The organism is Croceicoccus bisphenolivorans, from assembly GCF_001634625.1.
Classification (GTDB): domain Bacteria; phylum Pseudomonadota; class Alphaproteobacteria; order Sphingomonadales; family Sphingomonadaceae; genus Croceicoccus; species Croceicoccus bisphenolivorans.
The window spans coordinates 328474-344509 of record NZ_LRSE01000001.1; the positions used below are offsets into that span (position 1 = coordinate 328474).

The 16036-nt window shown below is 62.9% G+C and carries 16 protein-coding genes; 4 read left to right on the plus strand and 12 right to left on the minus strand.

All coding sequences use genetic code 11. From position 1 onward, the window contains the following. Positions 1 to 18 precede the first annotated feature (18 nt). The 5 genes from A7A77_RS01505 to A7A77_RS01525 all read right to left on the minus strand — a co-directional run bounded on the left by A7A77_RS01505 (position 19) and on the right by A7A77_RS01525 (position 6241). On the minus strand, positions 19 to 1032 hold the full coding sequence (locus tag A7A77_RS01505; RefSeq protein WP_066552469.1) for an aminoglycoside phosphotransferase family protein: 1014 nt from the start codon (positions 1030 to 1032) through the stop codon (positions 19 to 21). After that, on the minus strand, positions 1029 to 1484 hold the full coding sequence (gene tsaE, locus A7A77_RS01510; protein WP_156500295.1) for a tRNA (adenosine(37)-N6)-threonylcarbamoyltransferase complex ATPase subunit type 1 TsaE: 456 nt from the start codon (positions 1482 to 1484) through the stop codon (positions 1029 to 1031). The genes A7A77_RS01505 and tsaE overlap by 4 nt, the downstream gene beginning before the upstream one ends. Further along, positions 1481 to 3811 carry a sensor histidine kinase gene (locus A7A77_RS01515; protein WP_066552471.1) on the minus strand — a complete coding sequence of 777 codons (2331 nt, stop codon included), beginning with the start codon at positions 3809 to 3811 and terminating at the stop codon, positions 1481 to 1483. The genes tsaE and A7A77_RS01515 overlap by 4 nt, the downstream gene beginning before the upstream one ends. A 230-nt stretch (positions 3812 to 4041) precedes the next feature. Further along, a complete protein-coding gene (gene ahcY, locus A7A77_RS01520; RefSeq protein ID WP_066552473.1) occupies positions 4042 to 5454 on the minus strand; it encodes an adenosylhomocysteinase in 1413 nt (470 codons plus the stop codon). Between the two features lie 244 nt (positions 5455 to 5698). Continuing rightward, positions 5699 to 6241, minus strand: coding sequence for an S-adenosyl-L-homocysteine hydrolase (locus tag A7A77_RS01525; RefSeq protein ID WP_156500297.1), 543 nt, complete (start codon positions 6239 to 6241; stop codon positions 5699 to 5701). A gap of 153 nt (positions 6242 to 6394) precedes the next feature. On the opposite strand from A7A77_RS01525, the gene A7A77_RS01530 reads away from it, so the two are divergent. The 3 genes from A7A77_RS01530 to A7A77_RS01540 all read left to right on the plus strand — a co-directional run bounded on the left by A7A77_RS01530 (position 6395) and on the right by A7A77_RS01540 (position 8931). Continuing rightward, on the plus strand, positions 6395 to 6874 hold the full coding sequence (locus A7A77_RS01530; protein WP_066552475.1) for a peroxiredoxin: 480 nt from the start codon (positions 6395 to 6397) through the stop codon (positions 6872 to 6874). A 151-nt stretch (positions 6875 to 7025) separates the two neighbouring features. After that, complete coding sequence (locus tag A7A77_RS01535; protein ID WP_082835818.1) at positions 7026 to 8258, plus strand: BtaA family protein; 1233 nt, start codon at positions 7026 to 7028, stop codon at positions 8256 to 8258. Beyond that, positions 8242 to 8931 (plus strand): class I SAM-dependent methyltransferase, encoded by a 690-nt coding sequence (locus tag A7A77_RS01540; protein WP_245638352.1) that lies wholly within the window; start codon positions 8242 to 8244, stop codon positions 8929 to 8931. The genes A7A77_RS01535 and A7A77_RS01540 overlap by 17 nt, the downstream gene beginning before the upstream one ends. 7 nt (positions 8932 to 8938) lie before the next feature. Here A7A77_RS01540 and pgsA read toward each other — a convergent pair whose 3' ends face one another. Next, positions 8939 to 9490: a CDP-diacylglycerol--glycerol-3-phosphate 3-phosphatidyltransferase gene (pgsA, locus tag A7A77_RS01545; protein WP_066552592.1), complete on the minus strand. Its 552-nt coding sequence runs from the start codon at positions 9488 to 9490 to the stop codon at positions 8939 to 8941. Between the two features lie 140 nt (positions 9491 to 9630). On the opposite strand from pgsA, the gene A7A77_RS01550 reads away from it, so the two are divergent. Then, positions 9631 to 10938 carry an MFS transporter gene (locus A7A77_RS01550; protein WP_066552477.1) on the plus strand — a complete coding sequence of 436 codons (1308 nt, stop codon included), beginning with the start codon at positions 9631 to 9633 and terminating at the stop codon, positions 10936 to 10938. Between the two features lie 4 nt (positions 10939 to 10942). Here A7A77_RS01550 and A7A77_RS01555 read toward each other — a convergent pair whose 3' ends face one another. The 6 genes from A7A77_RS01555 to A7A77_RS01580 form a co-directional block, all read right to left on the minus strand. Then, positions 10943 to 11158 (minus strand): hypothetical protein, encoded by a 216-nt coding sequence (locus tag A7A77_RS01555; RefSeq protein ID WP_066552479.1) that lies wholly within the window; start codon positions 11156 to 11158, stop codon positions 10943 to 10945. A 180-nt stretch (positions 11159 to 11338) separates the two neighbouring features. Then, on the minus strand, positions 11339 to 11755 hold the full coding sequence (locus A7A77_RS01560) for an EVE domain-containing protein (RefSeq protein WP_066552481.1): 417 nt from the start codon (positions 11753 to 11755) through the stop codon (positions 11339 to 11341). Positions 11756 to 11940: 185 nt separating this feature from the next. Further along, positions 11941 to 13212, minus strand: a complete 1272-nt coding sequence (locus tag A7A77_RS01565) for an enoyl-CoA hydratase-related protein (RefSeq protein WP_066552483.1) — start codon at positions 13210 to 13212, stop codon at positions 11941 to 11943. A gap of 36 nt (positions 13213 to 13248) precedes the next feature. Then, positions 13249 to 14178 (minus strand): 3,5-dioxohexanoate:acetyl-CoA acetone transferase, encoded by a 930-nt coding sequence (gene kce / locus A7A77_RS01570; protein ID WP_156500299.1) that lies wholly within the window; start codon positions 14176 to 14178, stop codon positions 13249 to 13251. Positions 14179 to 14192: 14 nt separating this feature from the next. Further along, on the minus strand, positions 14193 to 15434 hold the full coding sequence (locus A7A77_RS01575; RefSeq protein WP_082835819.1) for an acetyl-CoA hydrolase/transferase family protein: 1242 nt from the start codon (positions 15432 to 15434) through the stop codon (positions 14193 to 14195). Between the two features lie 25 nt (positions 15435 to 15459). Further along, the coding region (locus A7A77_RS01580; RefSeq protein WP_066552490.1) for an enoyl-CoA hydratase-related protein at positions 15460 to 16036 on the minus strand (577 nt) is incomplete at its 5' end.

Sequence of the window (16036 nt, forward strand, 5' to 3'; positions counted from 1 at the left end):
GTTCCTGTCCAAGCCTGCTCACGCGGCAGTCTTCCCGCGCGCGGTGCGCAATTCGCCTGGAATGTTCGCCTCCATCCAGCGGGCGACGGGCGCCAGCGCCGGATGCGCCAGATCACGCTCCATCAATTCCCACACGCGCGGGATGAGATCGAGGTAGCGGTCCTTACCGTCGCGCCGCGAAAGCCGCACGAAAATGCCCACGATCTTGGCATTGCGCTGCGCACCCAGCCGGGCATAGTCGGCAAGAAACGCCTCGTCGTCATCGACATGCTGCAGGTAGTGGCGCAGCATTTCTGCTTCCAGCGCCGGATCGACATCGCGCCGCGCATCCTGCAGCAACGACACGAGATCGTAGGCGGGATGGCCCACCAACGCGTCCTGGAAATCCAGCAGCCCCTGTCCGAACGCTTCCCACTCTCCGCCGTTTTCCAGCAGCATGATGTTTTCCGCGTGATAGTCGCGCAGCACGGTCACGCCGTCGCGCTGGCTTTCCAGCACCGGCGCCATCACTTCGCGCCAAGCCACCTCGAACCCCGCATCGTCGACGGCAAGGCCGTGCGCGACGCAGAACCATTCGGTGAACAGCTTCGCCTCACGCAGGTATTCGTTGAGGTCGTAGGGCCGGAACGGACCGGCGGGCGCGCGGTGCAGCCTGGCCAGTACCGACACGGCATCGCGATAGACCGGCGTTTCGTCATCGGGCGCAACGTCAAGATGATCGCGCATCCGGCGATGCCCGAAATCCTCCAGCAAGACGAGGCCTTGCGCCGCATCCTCCGCCAGAACCTGCGGCGCGCGGAAGCCGTGATCCAGCAGGTAATGTGCCGCGGTCAGGAACGGCTGCGGATCCTCGTTCGGTGGCGGCGCGTCCATCAGCATGGCGCAGGCCCCGTCGGCGCGGCGCACGCGGAAATAGCGGCGGAACGATGCGTCGCCTGCCAGCGGCTCTATCGCCGCGTCGCCCCAGCCGGCGGCGGCAAGGAACGGGCGGGCATGCGGGGGGGCAGTGTCTGAAACGGGCGCGTTGCTCATGGCATCCGGTCTAGCCAATCCGCACCCGCCTCGACAACGGCCAAGCGTCCTGTTTCCGCCGTTTCCAGCGTGATGGAGATGCAGCCTGCCTCATGCGCGAAACCGCCCGCCTGTTCGGGCCACTCCGCAATCAGCGCCGCGCCATCGCGATAATCGTCCAGACCCAGCTCCTCCGCCTCCGACGGATCTTCCAGCCGGTAGAAATCGGCATGGACCAGCGGCAGGGAAACATCAGGCGGATCGTATGTCTGCACGATGGCGAACGTGGGCGACGGAACTTCGCCTTCATGCCCAAGTGCCGCGATGATGGCGCGGGCCAGCGTCGTCTTTCCCGCCCCCAATCCGCCCGACAGCGCGACGACATCGCCCGCGCGCAAAAGGCGTGCGATGCTTTGGCCCAGCGCGGCCGTCGCCCGCTCGTCGGCAAGCTTGATCGTGCGCGCTGCGCTCACGGCAGACGGATCGTCGCGGTCACGCCGTTGTTAGCGTGACTCATGAATTCGATCGAACCGTCATGCGCCTCGATCAGCTCGCGGGCGAGCGGCAGGCCAAGCCCGGCATTCTGGCGCGCCAGTTCCGCCTCTGCCCCCTCTGCCCCCAACTGGTAGTGGATCAGGATATGCGCCCCGTCACGGCGGCGGCGCAAGTCGACGTTCACCCGCGACCCGCGCGGGCTGGAGGCGATGGCATTGTCGAGCACATTGCCCAGCGCGCGGGAAAGACGGCGCGGATCGCCCTCCACCGTGCCGGAACTGCGATCGCCGCGCAGGTTCAGCGTAAGCCCCGCAGTCTCGATCTGGGTTGCCCGGTCCTGCACGATGCGGGTCATCAGCGGCATGATCTCGATCACCTCGCGCGCCAGCGGCAGCAGGCCCGCCTCGCTCTGCGTCAGGTCCAGCACCGATTCGATCTGGTCGGACAGGCGTGCGGTCGAATCGAGGATCGCGGCCAGGTATTCGCGCGCCGTATCGGAAAGATCGCCGGCCACGCCATCGCGCAACATCTCGGCAAAGCCGGTGATGGAAGTGAGCGGCGTGCGGAATTCGTAGCTCATGTTGGCAAGGAAGCGGGTCTTCACCGCGTCCGCCTCTATCAACGCCTGGTTGCGTTCAAGCAGCGCGGCCTCCGCCTTCTGGCTGTCGGTAATGTCTAGGCTGGTCAGCATCCCGTTGCCATCGGGCAGCGGCATGCCCATCAGCGCCAGCGTGCGCCCGTCGGACAGGCTGACCCGCCCGCCCGTCTGTTCGCGGCGCAAGGTCGCCGCCTCGATCACCATGCCGATCCGGCTGGCATCCTTGGGCGTAGCCAGTTGCGGGCGCAGGGCATCGAGCAGGGTGTCGATATGCGGATGGCTGCCAAGGAATTCTTCCGACAGCGCCCATTCGGCAGCGAAACGGCGGTTCCACAGCTGCAGCCTTCCGTCAGGCGCCAGCACGGCCAGCCCCTCGAACAGCGAATCGAGCGTCGCCGTGCGCACCCGCAGCAGCGTGTCGCGGGCACTGGCCAGTTGCAGCTGTTCGGTCCGGTCCTCGACGATCATCATCAACCCGCCATCGGGCATCGGCTGGGCGACGATGCGCAGATGGGTTCCGTCGGGCAGGACCCACTCCTCGTCATTCGCGCCGGACGCGGTGAACCACGCCTCTTTCTCCCGCCGCCATGCGGGGAAATCGCGCGTTTCGGGAAGGCGGCCCGCATCGCGCATGTAATTCAGCACCTCGGCAAGCGGCATCGCGTCCTGCCCGATGCTGGCGGGCAGGCGAAACAGGCGCTGCATCGGCAGGTTCACGAAGATCAGGTTGCGCTGCGGATCAAACTGCGCAACGCCGGAGGAAAGCTGGTCCAGCAAGGCGCGCTGGGCGGCACGGAACGCGCGGTATTCGCGGTTCAGCTGCTCCATGTTCTCGACATCGATGGCATAGCCGGCAATGCCCTCGTTGCCGACCGGCAGGTCGCTGACGCTGAAGGCGCGCCGTTCGCCATCGATGGTGACCATGACGTTGCGTTCGATCGAATGGCCGCTGTCGCGCGCCTGGTGCGCCACTTCCGACGGGCTGACCCCGTCCACCGGCTCGACCAGTTCGGTATTGGCGGCAACGACATCTTCCGCCGTTTCCCCGCCCACGGCCGCGACATAGGCACTGTTGACCAGGCGGATGCGCCCGTCCGGTCCGCGAAACCACATCGGGACAGGGGCCGCCTCGATCAGGCCGACGAGCGCGGAGAAATCGGCCTGCGCCTTCGCCGCAACATCGGTCAGGCGCGCAATCTCGTTCGCGCTGTCGCTGGAATCAATGATCCAGACGAGCACTGCACCGCCGCGCGCGATCTGCGGATCGGCAAGGTGTCCGGCAACGGAAAGCGAATGCCCCTGCCCGTGCGGATGCAGGGTCAGCCGGAAAGGCGCGGCGGACTTAAGCGTGCGGCGGCACTGCTGCCACAGCTTCTCGATCTCTTCGGGAGGAACGCCGCGCCGGTCGGTTCCGGCCAGTTCTTGGATCGTCTTCGGCACGGTTTCGAGACCGAACCAGCTGGCGATCCGTTCCGTCCCCTCGATCCGGCCATCGCCGCGCACCAACAGGGATAGCGCAGGCGCCTCGTCCATCATGCGAACCATGCGCAGCAGGCGCATCCGGTCCTTGCGGGATGTCAGGTTGCGGCGTCGGGCGATGAACAGCGTCCACGCGGCCGCAGCGGTCCAGCAGGCCATTATAAGGCCCAGCAGCACCAGTGCCGGTATGCCGATCGCAATCGACTCTTCGCCCCACCAGGTTCCCATGGGACTTGGCTATGCCCTAGCGCGCCGCGTGACAACAGCCCCGCCCCCGAAGCGACGGGGAAAACCGTGAATTGAACCGTTTGACGGGGTCATGTCGGAATTTTGTTCAGGGCGAGGCGAGAATGGTGCTCGCGCGTGACCCGGAGCGCAGCGTACTTCCGGTACGTGAGCACCGGAAGTACGCACGAGTGCCATTCGCAGCCCGGCATGGACGGAATTACGGCGTGACCTTAGTAGCGATAGTGTTCGGGCTTGAACGGCCCTTCGACCGGCACGCCGATGTAATCGGCCTGCCGCTGGGACAGCGTGGTCAGCTTCACGCCCAGCTTGTCGAGGTGCAGCGCGGCCACCTTCTCGTCCAGATGCTTGGGCAGGATGTGGACCGAATTGTCGTACTGGTCCGCCTTCGTGAACAGCTCGATCTGGGCCAGCGTCTGGTTGGTGAAGCTGGACGACATCACAAAGCTGGGGTGACCGGTGGCGCAGCCCAAGTTCACGAGCCGGCCCTTGGCCAGAACGATGATCTGCTTGCCGTCCGGCATCGTGACCAGATCGGTACCCGGCTTCACCTCGTTCCAGTCGTAGTTGTCGAGCGCGCTGATCTGGATCTCGGAATCGAAGTGGCCGATGTTGCACACGATGGCCATGTTCTTCATCGCTTTCATGTGCTCGCCGGTGATCACACCCTCGTTGCCGGTGGCGGTCACGAAGATGTCGCAGCGTTCAACCGCTTCCTCCATCGTGACGACTTCATAACCCTCCATCGCGGCCTGAAGCGCGCAAATCGGGTCGATTTCCGTCACCATCACGCGCGCGCCGCCGTTGCGAAGCGAATCGGCACTGCCCTTGCCGACGTCGCCGAAACCGGCAACGCAGGCCACTTTGCCGGCCAGCATCACGTCGGTCGCGCGGCGGATCGCGTCGACCAGTGATTCCTTGCAACCATAGAGGTTGTCGAACTTCGACTTGGTCACCGAATCGTTCACATTGATCGCGGGGAAAGGCAGCTTGCCGCCCTTCGCGATGTGGTAAAGGCGGTGAACGCCGGTCGTCGTTTCCTCCGAAACGCCGCGGATGTTGGCAACCGACTTCATCAGGTAGCCGGGCTTCGCCTTCACGAACGCTTTCAGCGCGCGCTGGAACTCGATCTCCTCGGCATTGGTCGGTTCGGGCAGTTCGTCGCCCGCCTCAAGCCGTGCGCCCCACAGCGCGAACATCGTGGCATCGCCGCCATCGTCGAGGATCATGTTGGCGGTTTCGCCATTACCCTCGTCCCAATCGAAGATGCGGCCGACGTAGTCCCAGTAATCGGCAAGGCTCTCGCCCTTGATCGCGAAGACGGGAATGCCCTGCGCCGCGATGGCAGCAGCAGCATGGTCCTGCGTCGAAAAGATGTTGCAGGTCGCCCAGCGAACCTCTGCACCCAGCGCCACCAGCGTTTCGATCAGCACGGCGGTTTGGATCGTCATATGCAACGAACCGGTGATGCGCGCGCCCTTCAGCGGCTGCGCCGCGCCATATTCCTCGCGCAGCGCCATGAGGCCGGGCATTTCGGTTTCGGCGATCGCGATTTCCTTGCGGCCATAATCGGCAAGGGCAATATCGGCGATGACGTAGTCGTTCTCGATAGTGGCAGTGGCCAAGGGAACAGCTCCTGAAAACTACTGTGCCGCGCGCCTTGCGCCCGGCGGAAATACGAAAAGCGGGCAGAAGCCCAGACTGCACCGGCCTCTACCCGCTCTCCGTCCCGAGGGCAAATATAAAGAAAACTTTATATCTGCCTTGCGGCCTCGGTCATCAACACCCGGCTGGCGATCCGGGTGCGTCCCCTGTTCGTCGGTACCCTCGCGTGTACGGTACCGGTCCGGTCACTTGTCCGCCCTGCCCTTATCGGGACATGGCGAACTTTGCGGGCCGGCTATTGGCAAGCAACTGGTCCGCAACCGCCAGGAGCCGGCTGCTGTCACGATCCGCGGCGAGATCGTGGGTTACCTGCTTCAATTCCGCGCATTCCAGCCAGGGGTGGCCCTGACCGTACTGGTTGGCCATCGAAACGCTGATCTTGTCGAGCTGGCGCTTGGCGCCCTTCGCACCGTACTTGCCGGTATAGGATGCCTGCAGCGATTTTGCCGCACCTTGCAGCGCGACGTTGTGCTTGATCGAGAACTTTTCGTAGTCGCGCTGGAAATTGTCGCCCCCGTGGCGGCAACGCAGCGCCGTGACCATCAGCATGATGTCCAGCTTGCGCAGCTTTTCCGCGCTGACGTAATCGCTGGCTGCGGCCCGTGCCGGCACCACTGCGCCCGCGACCATGCCGGCTGACGCCGCCGCCGCGATGATCTTTCCCAAAGTCCCCATTTCGATGCTCCCGACCTTTGCCGGACCGACAATGGCCGCGATCACGGCCTGGCCCTCGATGTCATTGAGCATCCCGCAAATTGTTTACCGAAAGTTAAACCCCAGCAGTAAAAGGAAATTAACCACGGATCATCGTCTTATCCGCCCATACCTCCTTGCAGCGCGAAATGGCGGTCCTATGTCTGGCACCGGCGACAAATCCGCTGGCTGAAAGGACGATTCAATATGACGATCAAGGTGGGAGATCCCCTTCCCGAGGTGACGCTGGTCAAGGCGACGAGCGAAGGGCCGGAAAAGGTCCAGTCGGGCGAATATTTCGCTGGCAAGAAAGTGGCTCTGTTCTCGGTGCCCGGTGCCTTCACCCCGACCTGTTCGGCCAAACACCTGCCCGGTTTCGTCGCAAAGGCGGACGAACTGAAGGCCAAGGGCATCGACGAGATCGCCTGCACCGCAGTCAACGATCCCTTCGTCATGCAGGCATGGAAGGACCGCGACGGTTCCGACGCGATCACGATGCTGGCCGACGGCAACGGCGACATGGCGCAGGCGCTGGGCCTTACCATGGACGGTTCGGGCTTCGGCCTTGGCCAGCGCGGCCAGCGCTGGTCGGCGGTTGTTGACGACGGCAAGGTCGTCGAGCTGAACGTCGAGGAAGCCGGCCAGTTCGAGGTGTCGAGCGCGGAGCACATGCTCGGCCAGCTGTGACACGGTCCGACAACATTTTTCGAAGGGGCGCCCGTTTGCGGCGCCCCTTTTGTTTTGCGACAGAACGGTCGCATTTCCGCCACGGGCGTTTCACGAAGCCGCACTATCGCGGTCACCGGACGGTCGCATCATGCGTCCGGGGGAACGAGATATGTCTATCGAATCGACCGTGGCTCCGGCGCGCGGCACGCTTGTCGAAGCCGCTGCCGTCAGCGCTGCATCGGGCAAGGAGGCGCTGCTCGAACGCGCGTTCGCCTTCCTGTTTCGCGGCCTTGTCTATCCGCAGATCTGGGAAGACCCGGTGGCCGACATAGCCGGGCTGGACATCGGCCCCGACGACCGCATCGTCACGATCGCCAGCGGCGGATGCAATGCGCTCAGCTACCTCACCGCCGATCCGGCGCAAGTCATGGCGGTCGATCTCAACGCGGCACACGTGGCGCTCAACCGGCTGAAGCATGCCGCCGTGCTGTACCTGCCGGATTACGAGCATTTCCATGCCTTTTTCGCCGGCGCCAACACCCGCGCCAACGTGGCGGCATACCACGCCTATCTCGCGCCCCGTCTTGACGATGCGACACGGGGCTATTGGGAATCGCGCGACCTGTCCGGCCGCAGGCGCATCCATCACTTCGGGCGGAATTTCTATCGGCAGGGGCTGTTGGGCACTTTCATCGGCCTTGCCCATTTCCTTGCCCGTATTCACGGCGAGGACCCGCGCCGCCTGCTCGAAGCACGCGACATTGCCGAACAGCGCCACTTGTTCGAAACCCGCGTGCTGCCGCTGTTCGACCGTCCGCTCGTCCGCTGGCTGACGGGGCAGAAGGCATCGCTGTTCGGCCTCGGCATTCCGCCTGCCCAATATGCCAAGCTGTCCGGCGGGCGGGCGATGGCAGACGTGCTTCGCGAGCGGCTGGAGAAGCTGACCTGCGACTTCGCCTTTGCCGACAACTACTTCGCATGGCAGGCTTTTTCGCGCGGCTACGAGCCTGCGGACAAGGCGAGCCTTCCGCCCTACCTGCAACGCGAAAACCATGCTGCGCTGAAAGAGCGGATCGCGCGCATCTCGGTGCAACAGGCGAACATGACGGACTTTCTGGGCGCGCAGGATGCACAGGGGATCGACTGCTACCTGTTCCTCGATGCGCAGGACTGGATGACCGATGCCCAGCTCAACGCATTGTGGAGCCAGGTTTGCCGCACCGCACGGCCCGGTGCGCGCGTCCTGTTCCGCACTGCCGCCGAACCCTCGCTACTGCCGGGCAGGCTCGATCCCGCGCTGCTGGCGCTGTGGGATTATCAGGAAGACCGCTCGCGCGAACTTTCCGCGCAGGACCGTTCGGCCATCTACGGCGCGACGCATCTCTATGTCCGGCGCGGCTGAGATGGACGGTATCGACACGGCAGACCGCGCCTCGCTGGCGCACGCGCGCCAGATGGATACGATGTACCGCGTGCAGCGCCATTTCTACGATCTGACGCGTAAATACTACCTGCTGGGTCGGGACAGGTTGATTCGCGAACTTGCCGTGCCGGATGGCGGCCACGTGCTCGAAATAGGGTGCGGCACTGCGCGCAACCTCGAACTGATCGGCAACCGCTATCCCGCGGCCAGCCTCCACGGTCTCGACATCTCGGCCGAAATGCTGGTTTCCGCCCGCAAGCGGATGGACCGCACGGGACGGCGCTATGCACTAGGTCTTGGCGATGCGACGGCGTTCGATCCCGACCGCGTGTTCGGGCGCGGGGAATTCGACAGCATCGTCATGTCCTATACCCTGTCGATGATCCCCGACTGGACTCGCGCGCTTGACCATGCGGCCGGAATGCTCGCACCGGGCGGATCGCTCCACGTCGTCGACTTCGGACAGCAGAAACGCCTGCCGCAATGGACGGGCGCGCTGCTTCGGGCATGGCTGGCGAGGTTCCATGTCACGCCGCGCGCGGACCTGTTCACGGCGGCGCAGGATTGCTGCCAACGTCGCGGCCTGAGCCTCGTCATGGCCAGCCCCTGTCGCGACTACGCCCGGATGGTCACCTTGCGCAGAGCGGGCTGAGCCGCAATCAATCCATATGGCGCAGACCGATGCGCAGGTAATCCCAGCCGGTCAGCACCGTCAGCACTGCCGCCGCCCAGAGCGAGCCGATGCCCACCTGATAGACGAACTGTGCCTGCGGAAAGGCACCCGACAGGATCAACGCGCCCAGCGACACCATCTGGAACGTCGTCTTCCACTTGGCCAGTTTCGACACCGGAACCGAAACCTGCACGCCCGCAAGGAACTCCCGAAGGCCGGAAACCATTATCTCCCTGAGAAGGATGACAAGAGCGGCAAGGACATGCAGCCACGAAATGATCCCCGTGTGCACCAGCACAAGGATGACGGCGGCGACCATGATCTTGTCGGCGATGGGATCGAGGAAGATGCCAAGACGGCTGACCCTACCGCTTGAACGGGCCAGCATGCCGTCGAAGTAGTCGGTAATACCGGCGACACAGTAAAGCGCGAAAGCGATCAGGTGACCCATTTGCCAACCCGGCCACCACAACAGGAATACCAGCAGTGGTACCGCGAATATCCGCGACATTGTCAGAAGGTTCGGAAGTGTCAGCATTATCTCAAGCTTTGGCCCATAAAGGCGCATAGCGTGAAACGCGTGACGGCAAAAGCAGGCATGAGCCGCAACTGGGCAAAAGCGCTGCCGGGGGTTGTGCCGCAGGCCTTTCCCTTTAAGGACGTTGGCACCGGGCACGTATGACGACATCGACCCACCTCCTCGCGCGTCGGCGCTTCCTGCCCGTGTTCGCGACCCAGATGCTGGGCGCGTTCAACGACAATCTCTATAAGAACGCGATGGTGCTGTTCGTGGTGTACTCGGTGTACTCCTCGACTGCGGAGGAAGCGAAATTCTCCGCCATCGCATCGGGGCTGTTCACGATACCCTATGTACTGCTGTCGGCGCTGTCGGGCCAGCTGGCCGACATGCGCGACAAGGCGGCGATCATCCGCATCGTGAAGCTGGCGGAAATCGGTATCATGACCATCGGCGCCGCAGGGCTGCTGCTGGCATGGCAGGGCATGATGGTGACCACGCTTGCCATTCCGCTGATGCTGGTGGCGCTGACCGGTCTTGGCGCCCATTCCACCTTTTTCGGCCCGATCAAGTACGCGATCCTGCCGCAGCATCTGGAAAAACACGAAGTGCTCTCAGGCACGGGACTGGTGGAGGCTGGGACTTATCTTGCCATTCTTGCCGGCACGATCTTGGCCGGTTTCATTTCGGTGGAGGTTGCCGCGGCAATCGTCATGGTGACCGCCGTGATCGGCTATTTCACCGGACGGCAGGTGCCCCCCGCCCCGGCGCAGGCGGTGGGAGAGAAAGTCGACTTCAATATCCTCCGCTCGTCCTGCAAGGTCGTGCGCGCCACGATGGAGGACAAGCGCGTCTTCTACGCAATCCTTGCGATCAGCTTTTTTTGGACCATCGGCGCGATCCTGTTCATCGAATTTCCGCCACTGGCCAAGAACGTGCTGACTGCTGACAAGGCCGTGGCAAGCCTGTTTCTCGTGGTCTTTTCCATCGGCGTGGCGATCGGGTCGATGTCGATCAACGTCCTTTTGAAAGGCGACGTATCGGCCCGCCATGCCCCTGTCTCCGTTGTCGTCATGGGCCTTTTCGTCGTGGCCTTCCACCTTGTGTGCAAGGCATGGGTCCCGCACGTGGGGCTCTACTCGGTCATGGAATTCGTGAAGCTGCCACTGGCCATACCGCTGCTTGTCTGCCTGCTGGGCATTGCGATTGCGGGCGGCATGTTCGTCGTGCCGCTCTATGCGTTCCTCACCACCGTGGTCGACAAGTCGCAGACTGCACGCACCGTGGCGGCCAATAATATCGTCAATTCCGCCGCGATGGCGGGCGGTGCGCTGGTGGCCATGGGGCTGACCGGCCTTGGCGTTTCCATCGTCGATCAGCTCTTGCTGGCGGCGGCGATGTGTATCGTGTCGGCGTGGCTGGGGTGGATCCTCTACCGCGCCGAACTGGAGCTTGTTCCAGCCGAATAGGCAGTCAGGCAATAAAGCCCATTACGGCAAGCAGGCAGGCCGAATAGGCCATCAGGAAATCGCGCGCATCCTGCATCGTTAGTTTCCAGCCCGAACGGGGTTCCCCTTCGTCTTTCAGCGCGACGAACCGGCGACGGCCAAACGTCGGGCGGCGTAGCACAGCGGCGCGAAACGGGCGGCGGGTCGGCTGGTCCGGAAGAATGACGGCTGCGTTCTGCATGGTTTCAAGGCTCTGTCTGCTGGTGGCGATCGAACACCAAACCAACGCCCCTGCGGCGCTAACCGTTCCTTAACTATCGGCCTTTACAACGCTATCCAAGGGCCATTGCGCCATGCGCCCCGCAACGGGACAGGCGGGTTAACCATCGCCTTGCGCAGCAAACCGCAATCGCCGGATTGCTCAGCCCTTTTTCGCCATCGACAGGATTTTTTTCCATTCGTCCGGCATGACTTCGCTGACCGACAGGCGCGATTGTTTCACCAGTTCCATTTCCGAAAGATCGGGCGTCGCCTTCACGTGCTTCAACGTGACGGGATGCTCCAGCTTGCGAACAGGCTTCACCTTCACCGCGGCCCACTTGCCGGTCTCGTCCGTCGGGTCGGTGATGCCCGCCTCACTGATCTCGATCACGCCGACGATCTCGAGCCCGATGTTGGAGTGGTAGAAAAACGCCTGTTCGCCCTTCTTCATCGCGGCAAGGTTGTTCTTGGCGCGATGGTTGCGAACGCCGTCCCACGTCCCTTCCCCTTCGGCTACGAGGTCGTCGTAGGAATAGACATCGGGTTCGGACTTCATCAGCCAGTAGCGTTTGGCCATCGCGTGGATTTTCCCTTGCTGCTTGCGCCGCGACTTCTAGTCTGAAGGGCCTTGAAGGCAAGCGCGGACCTACTTTTCATGAACAGTGCACGGCGTTCATGGACGTCCGGTCTAATCGATGGGCGCGTCACCCACGCATTCACGGGCGTGAGGACTTTCATTCCAACATACTGCTCACAAACAGATCAGGACGCGTGGCGCGCCAGTTGGCTAGCGCCGCCGAAATAGGCCGGGACGATACCGTCACGGCAAACGAGATGATCAAGCACCAGAACCGAACCATCGTCCAGACCGCGGACGACCTTCGCGGCCACGGCAGCCGGTGCAGCCAGGGCGTTCAGCAATTCAGGTTGCGTGTTCAACCACAGGCCCTGTCCGACGCGGTTCTGCACGGGGTCCGCGCCTGCGCCGAACCCGGCGAGAGCCAGACGGGGTTGGGATTCCAGTGCTGCGGCGACGGCCTCTTCGATGGCCGCCTGCGCGTCGGTCACGGCGGCAGGAAGTGAGCCCTGTTTTACCATCCGGTCATGTGCCTGCTTGCCGAGGAACATGGCGCGGATCATGTTGCGTGGTTCGGCCCGCTGGATGAGGCTGGCGAAGACCGACATCTCGGACCGGATCGCCCCGTCGAGCGGCTGCATCATACCTAGCTCCACGCAATCGAGTATCGCAATTGGGGCAGGCTCATGCCCGAGCATGCGGGACAGTTCGCGCGCGCGGTGGGCCTCGATTACCGAAGCGTAATCGCGATGCGACATCGGCACCGCGCCTGCCCCATCCCAAGGCTGGACGGAATGCGCAGTATTGGAAAGCAGCCATGCCTCAGCGGCGGAGACTTCGTCGCCGGGCGCCACCACTTCATGCACCAGCCCGGCCTCCAGCGCGGCCTGTCCGGCAAATGTCCTTCCTTGAAGCAGCACCTCCAAGCCAGCCTCCACGCCCACCAGACGCGGCATCCTCTGCGTTCCGCCGGCGCCGGGCAAAAGGCCGACCTGACACTCCGGCAGTCCCAACATTGCACGAGGAGTGTCGCCCAGCACGCGATAGTGTGCGCCAAGCGCAAGCTCGCACCCTCCGCCAAGCGCCACCCCCGCGATTGCCGCCGCGACCGGCTTGCACGCGGTTTCAAGGCGCCGGATAGCATGGCTGAGCGGGAAAAAATGATTGAACGCGATATCAAACCGATCGGCTTCCGGCGCGGCGACGATCATCTCGTAAGCAACGCCCAGTTCGGTAAGGTCTGCGCCAGCACAAAACCCGTTGTCCTTGCCGGAACGGACCACCACGCCTTTCACGTCGGTCCGATGCAGCCACTCGGCAAACGCTCCCAATTCATGGATCGCCTTGTTTGAAAAGACGTTCATCGTCCGGTCCGGGCAGTCGAAGACAAGATGGACGATGCCATTGTCGTGCAAGTCTACGCGGAACTGGGTAAGGTCGGTGGGTATCGAAATCATGTTTCGGCTTTCGCGTCCAGCAATTGATCGGTGAATTCAGAAGGCGACCTTGTCGCCGCCCTTAAGAGAGAGGATCTGGCGCGCATCATCGGGCGTCGCGATCTCGCAACCCAGGCTTTCGAGAATCTGGCGCACCTTGATCACTTGCGCGGCATTGGTTTCAGCCAGTTGCCCCTTGCCCAGCCAGAGGCTGTCTTCGAGTCCGACACGCACATGCCCGCCCATGCTGGCCGCCATCGCAGCCACCGGCATCTGGTTGGCGCCCGCCGCGAGAACCGACCATTCATAATCCTCACCGAACAGGCGGTCCGCAGTGCGCTTCATGTGCATCACGTCTTCCGGATGCGCGCCGATGCCGCCCAGCAGGCCGAAGCAGGTCTGGATGAACAAGGGCCCCTCAACCAGCCCTTCGCGCCAGAAGTAATGCAGATTGTACAGGTGGCTGGTGTCGTAACACTCGAACTCGTAGCGCGTGCCGGTCTTGTTCAATGTGTCGAGGGCGTAGCGGATATCCCTGAAGCTGTTGCGGAAAACAAGGTCGTGGCTCGCCTCCAGCATCTCCGGCTCCCAATCGTGCTTCCACTCCCTGTCGCGCTTCAGCATCGGGAAAAGGCCGAAATTCATCGAACCCATGTTCAGGCTGGCGACTTCCGGCTGCCATGTTTCTGCAGGCTTCACCCGGTATTCGACCGGCATATAGGGCGATGCGCCGGTGGTGATGTTCACCACGACGTTGCTCGATTGCTTGATTACCTTGAGAAAAGGATCGAAATCCTGCGGCTCGTGCACCGGCTTGCCGGTTGCCGGATCGCGGGCATGCAAGTGGACGATCGCGGCGCCCGCCTGGGCCGCGCCAAGCGCGCTTTCGGCGATCTCTTGCGGGGTAATCGGCAGGTAAGGCGACATTGAAGGCGTGTGTATAGAGCCGGTAACGGCGCAGCTGATGATCGTCTTTTTTCGGGCCATCCGCCCTCTCCCATTCATATTGTACGGGCTGTTTCGGCCCAGGCTTGTTCCAATGCGTCGCGATGCAAGGGCGATGCCACCGCGATCAGTTCACGGGCACGCCCGTCATGACTTTTCCCGCGCAAGTCTGCCGCTCCATGTTCCGTCACAACCACATCGATATCGAACCGCGAGAGCGAGACCGGACCAAAGGCATCTCGCGGCGGTACGATGCGGCCCTGTCCCTTTGCGGTCGAGGGCAGCGCGACGATGCGCAATCCGTCCTTACCCACCCTCGCCCCGCGCGCGAAATCGCTGGCTCCGCCGGGGCCGGAAAGGAACCCGCGCGAAGACGCCTCGGCATATCCCTGTCCGAACAGATCGACGCTCATGACCGAATTGATCGTAACCAGCCGAGCCGTGTTCGCCAGCGCCGCCGGATCGTGAGTGACCGATACCGGACGCATGGCGAACGCCGGCTCGGACAGCGCGGCATAAAGTTCCGCGCTGCCAATTGCCGAGCCTATCACCGCCGGCGTGTCGGCTGCGACCGCTCCGGACCTGACAAGTCGCAAGACGCCGTCTCCGCCAAGCCCCGAGTGGATCTTCATACGCCGCCTGTCATGCAGCCGATCCAGCACCGCATCAGGCAGCTTGCCGAGGCCAACCTGGATGGTCATTCCGTCCTCAACGAAGTCTGCCACATTCCGGGCGATCGCATCGGATATTGCGTCACTTCCGCCACTGGCCATTGTGCGCAGCGGTTGTTCCTCTTCGAAGAATGCGGTCAGGTCCGCAAAGGGGATCGCCGGTCCGTCCGCCGCACGCGGCATCGCCGGATTGATGTGCGCGATGCAGAACTTTGCATTGCGCCATAGATCCGGACCGAAACCCGCATCGACCCCGAAGCTGCACAGGCCGTTCGCATCGGGTGGTGTCAGCATAACCATCACCACATCGGGCGGATTTGAAGCATACCAGCGAACGATATCCTGATAGCAAAGCGGCAAAAATGTCCCGCGCGGCCCCTCTGCCCTGATCTCAGGTGTCTGGAAGAACGTAACGATCGCGCTTTGCGACCCCGCGTTCCAGGTTCCCTTGTTCAGCCCCGCAACAAAGATGCCGGAAAACCTGGCCTTTCCGAGAGCGACACCCGCCAGCTCCACCTCGCTTAATAGCAGGTCGCTCTCCGCCGCACAGGAAGACACGTAGACGTGCATTCCCGGCGGCAGGACAGCAGCCAGATCACCTTTGCCGAGGCGAAGGGGTGCGGGCATTCTTTTTGCGACCTGCCTCCGTTGCCTACTTCACGTAGGCGTGGAAATCGGGCGTGCGCCGCTCGTTAAAGGCTTTCATACCCTCCTTGGACTCGTCGGTATCGTAATAGAGCTTCACCGAATTGAGCGCGAGCATCGAGATGCCGCGAATATTGTCGCTGTCAGCATTGAACGAACGCTTGGCCAGCGCCAGCGCGGTCGGCGAACGCTCCCCGATGATCTGCGTCCACTCGTCGACTGCCGCGTCTAGTTCGTCATGCGGAACGACTTTGTTGACAAGACCCATCTCGAGCGCTTCCTGGGCAGTATACTGCAGGTTTAGATACCAGATCTCGCGTGCTTTCTTGTCGCCGACATGGCGGGCCAGAAACGCGGTGCCCCAACCGGCGTCAACCGAACCGACTTTCGGCCCGACCTGTCCCAGCTTGGCTGTGTCCGACATGATCGAAAGATCGCAAAGCGTGGCGAACACGTTGCCGCCGCCAATCGCGAAACCGTTGATCCGTGCAATCACCGGCTTGGGAATGTCGCGAATGATCGACTGCAGCTCGTCGATCGGCAATCCGACGATGCTGTCAACGGCGGCGTAAAAGTCGTCCATT

Coding starts and splice junctions, on each gene's coding strand:
- A7A77_RS01505 (WP_066552469.1), bottom strand. CDS start 1,032: ATGAGCAACGCGCCCGTTTCAGACACTGCCCCCCCGCATGCCCGCCCG.
- A7A77_RS01515 (WP_066552471.1), bottom strand. CDS start 3,811: ATGGGAACCTGGTGGGGCGAAGAGTCGATTGCGATCGGCATACCGGCA.
- A7A77_RS01525 (WP_156500297.1), bottom strand. CDS start 6,241: ATGCTCAATGACATCGAGGGCCAGGCCGTGATCGCGGCCATTGTCGGT.
- A7A77_RS01530 (WP_066552475.1), top strand. CDS start 6,395: ATGACGATCAAGGTGGGAGATCCCCTTCCCGAGGTGACGCTGGTCAAG.
- A7A77_RS01535 (WP_082835818.1), top strand. CDS start 7,026: ATGTCTATCGAATCGACCGTGGCTCCGGCGCGCGGCACGCTTGTCGAA.
- A7A77_RS01540 (WP_245638352.1), top strand. CDS start 8,242: ATGTCCGGCGCGGCTGAGATGGACGGTATCGACACGGCAGACCGCGCC.
- pgsA (WP_066552592.1), bottom strand. CDS start 9,490: ATGCTGACACTTCCGAACCTTCTGACAATGTCGCGGATATTCGCGGTA.
- A7A77_RS01550 (WP_066552477.1), top strand. CDS start 9,631: ATGACGACATCGACCCACCTCCTCGCGCGTCGGCGCTTCCTGCCCGTG.
- A7A77_RS01555 (WP_066552479.1), bottom strand. CDS start 11,158: ATGCAGAACGCAGCCGTCATTCTTCCGGACCAGCCGACCCGCCGCCCG.
- A7A77_RS01560 (WP_066552481.1), bottom strand. CDS start 11,755: ATGGCCAAACGCTACTGGCTGATGAAGTCCGAACCCGATGTCTATTCC.
- A7A77_RS01565 (WP_066552483.1), bottom strand. CDS start 13,212: ATGATTTCGATACCCACCGACCTTACCCAGTTCCGCGTAGACTTGCAC.
- kce (WP_156500299.1), bottom strand. CDS start 14,178: ATGGCCCGAAAAAAGACGATCATCAGCTGCGCCGTTACCGGCTCTATA.
- A7A77_RS01575 (WP_082835819.1), bottom strand. CDS start 15,434: ATGCCCGCACCCCTTCGCCTCGGCAAAGGTGATCTGGCTGCTGTCCTG.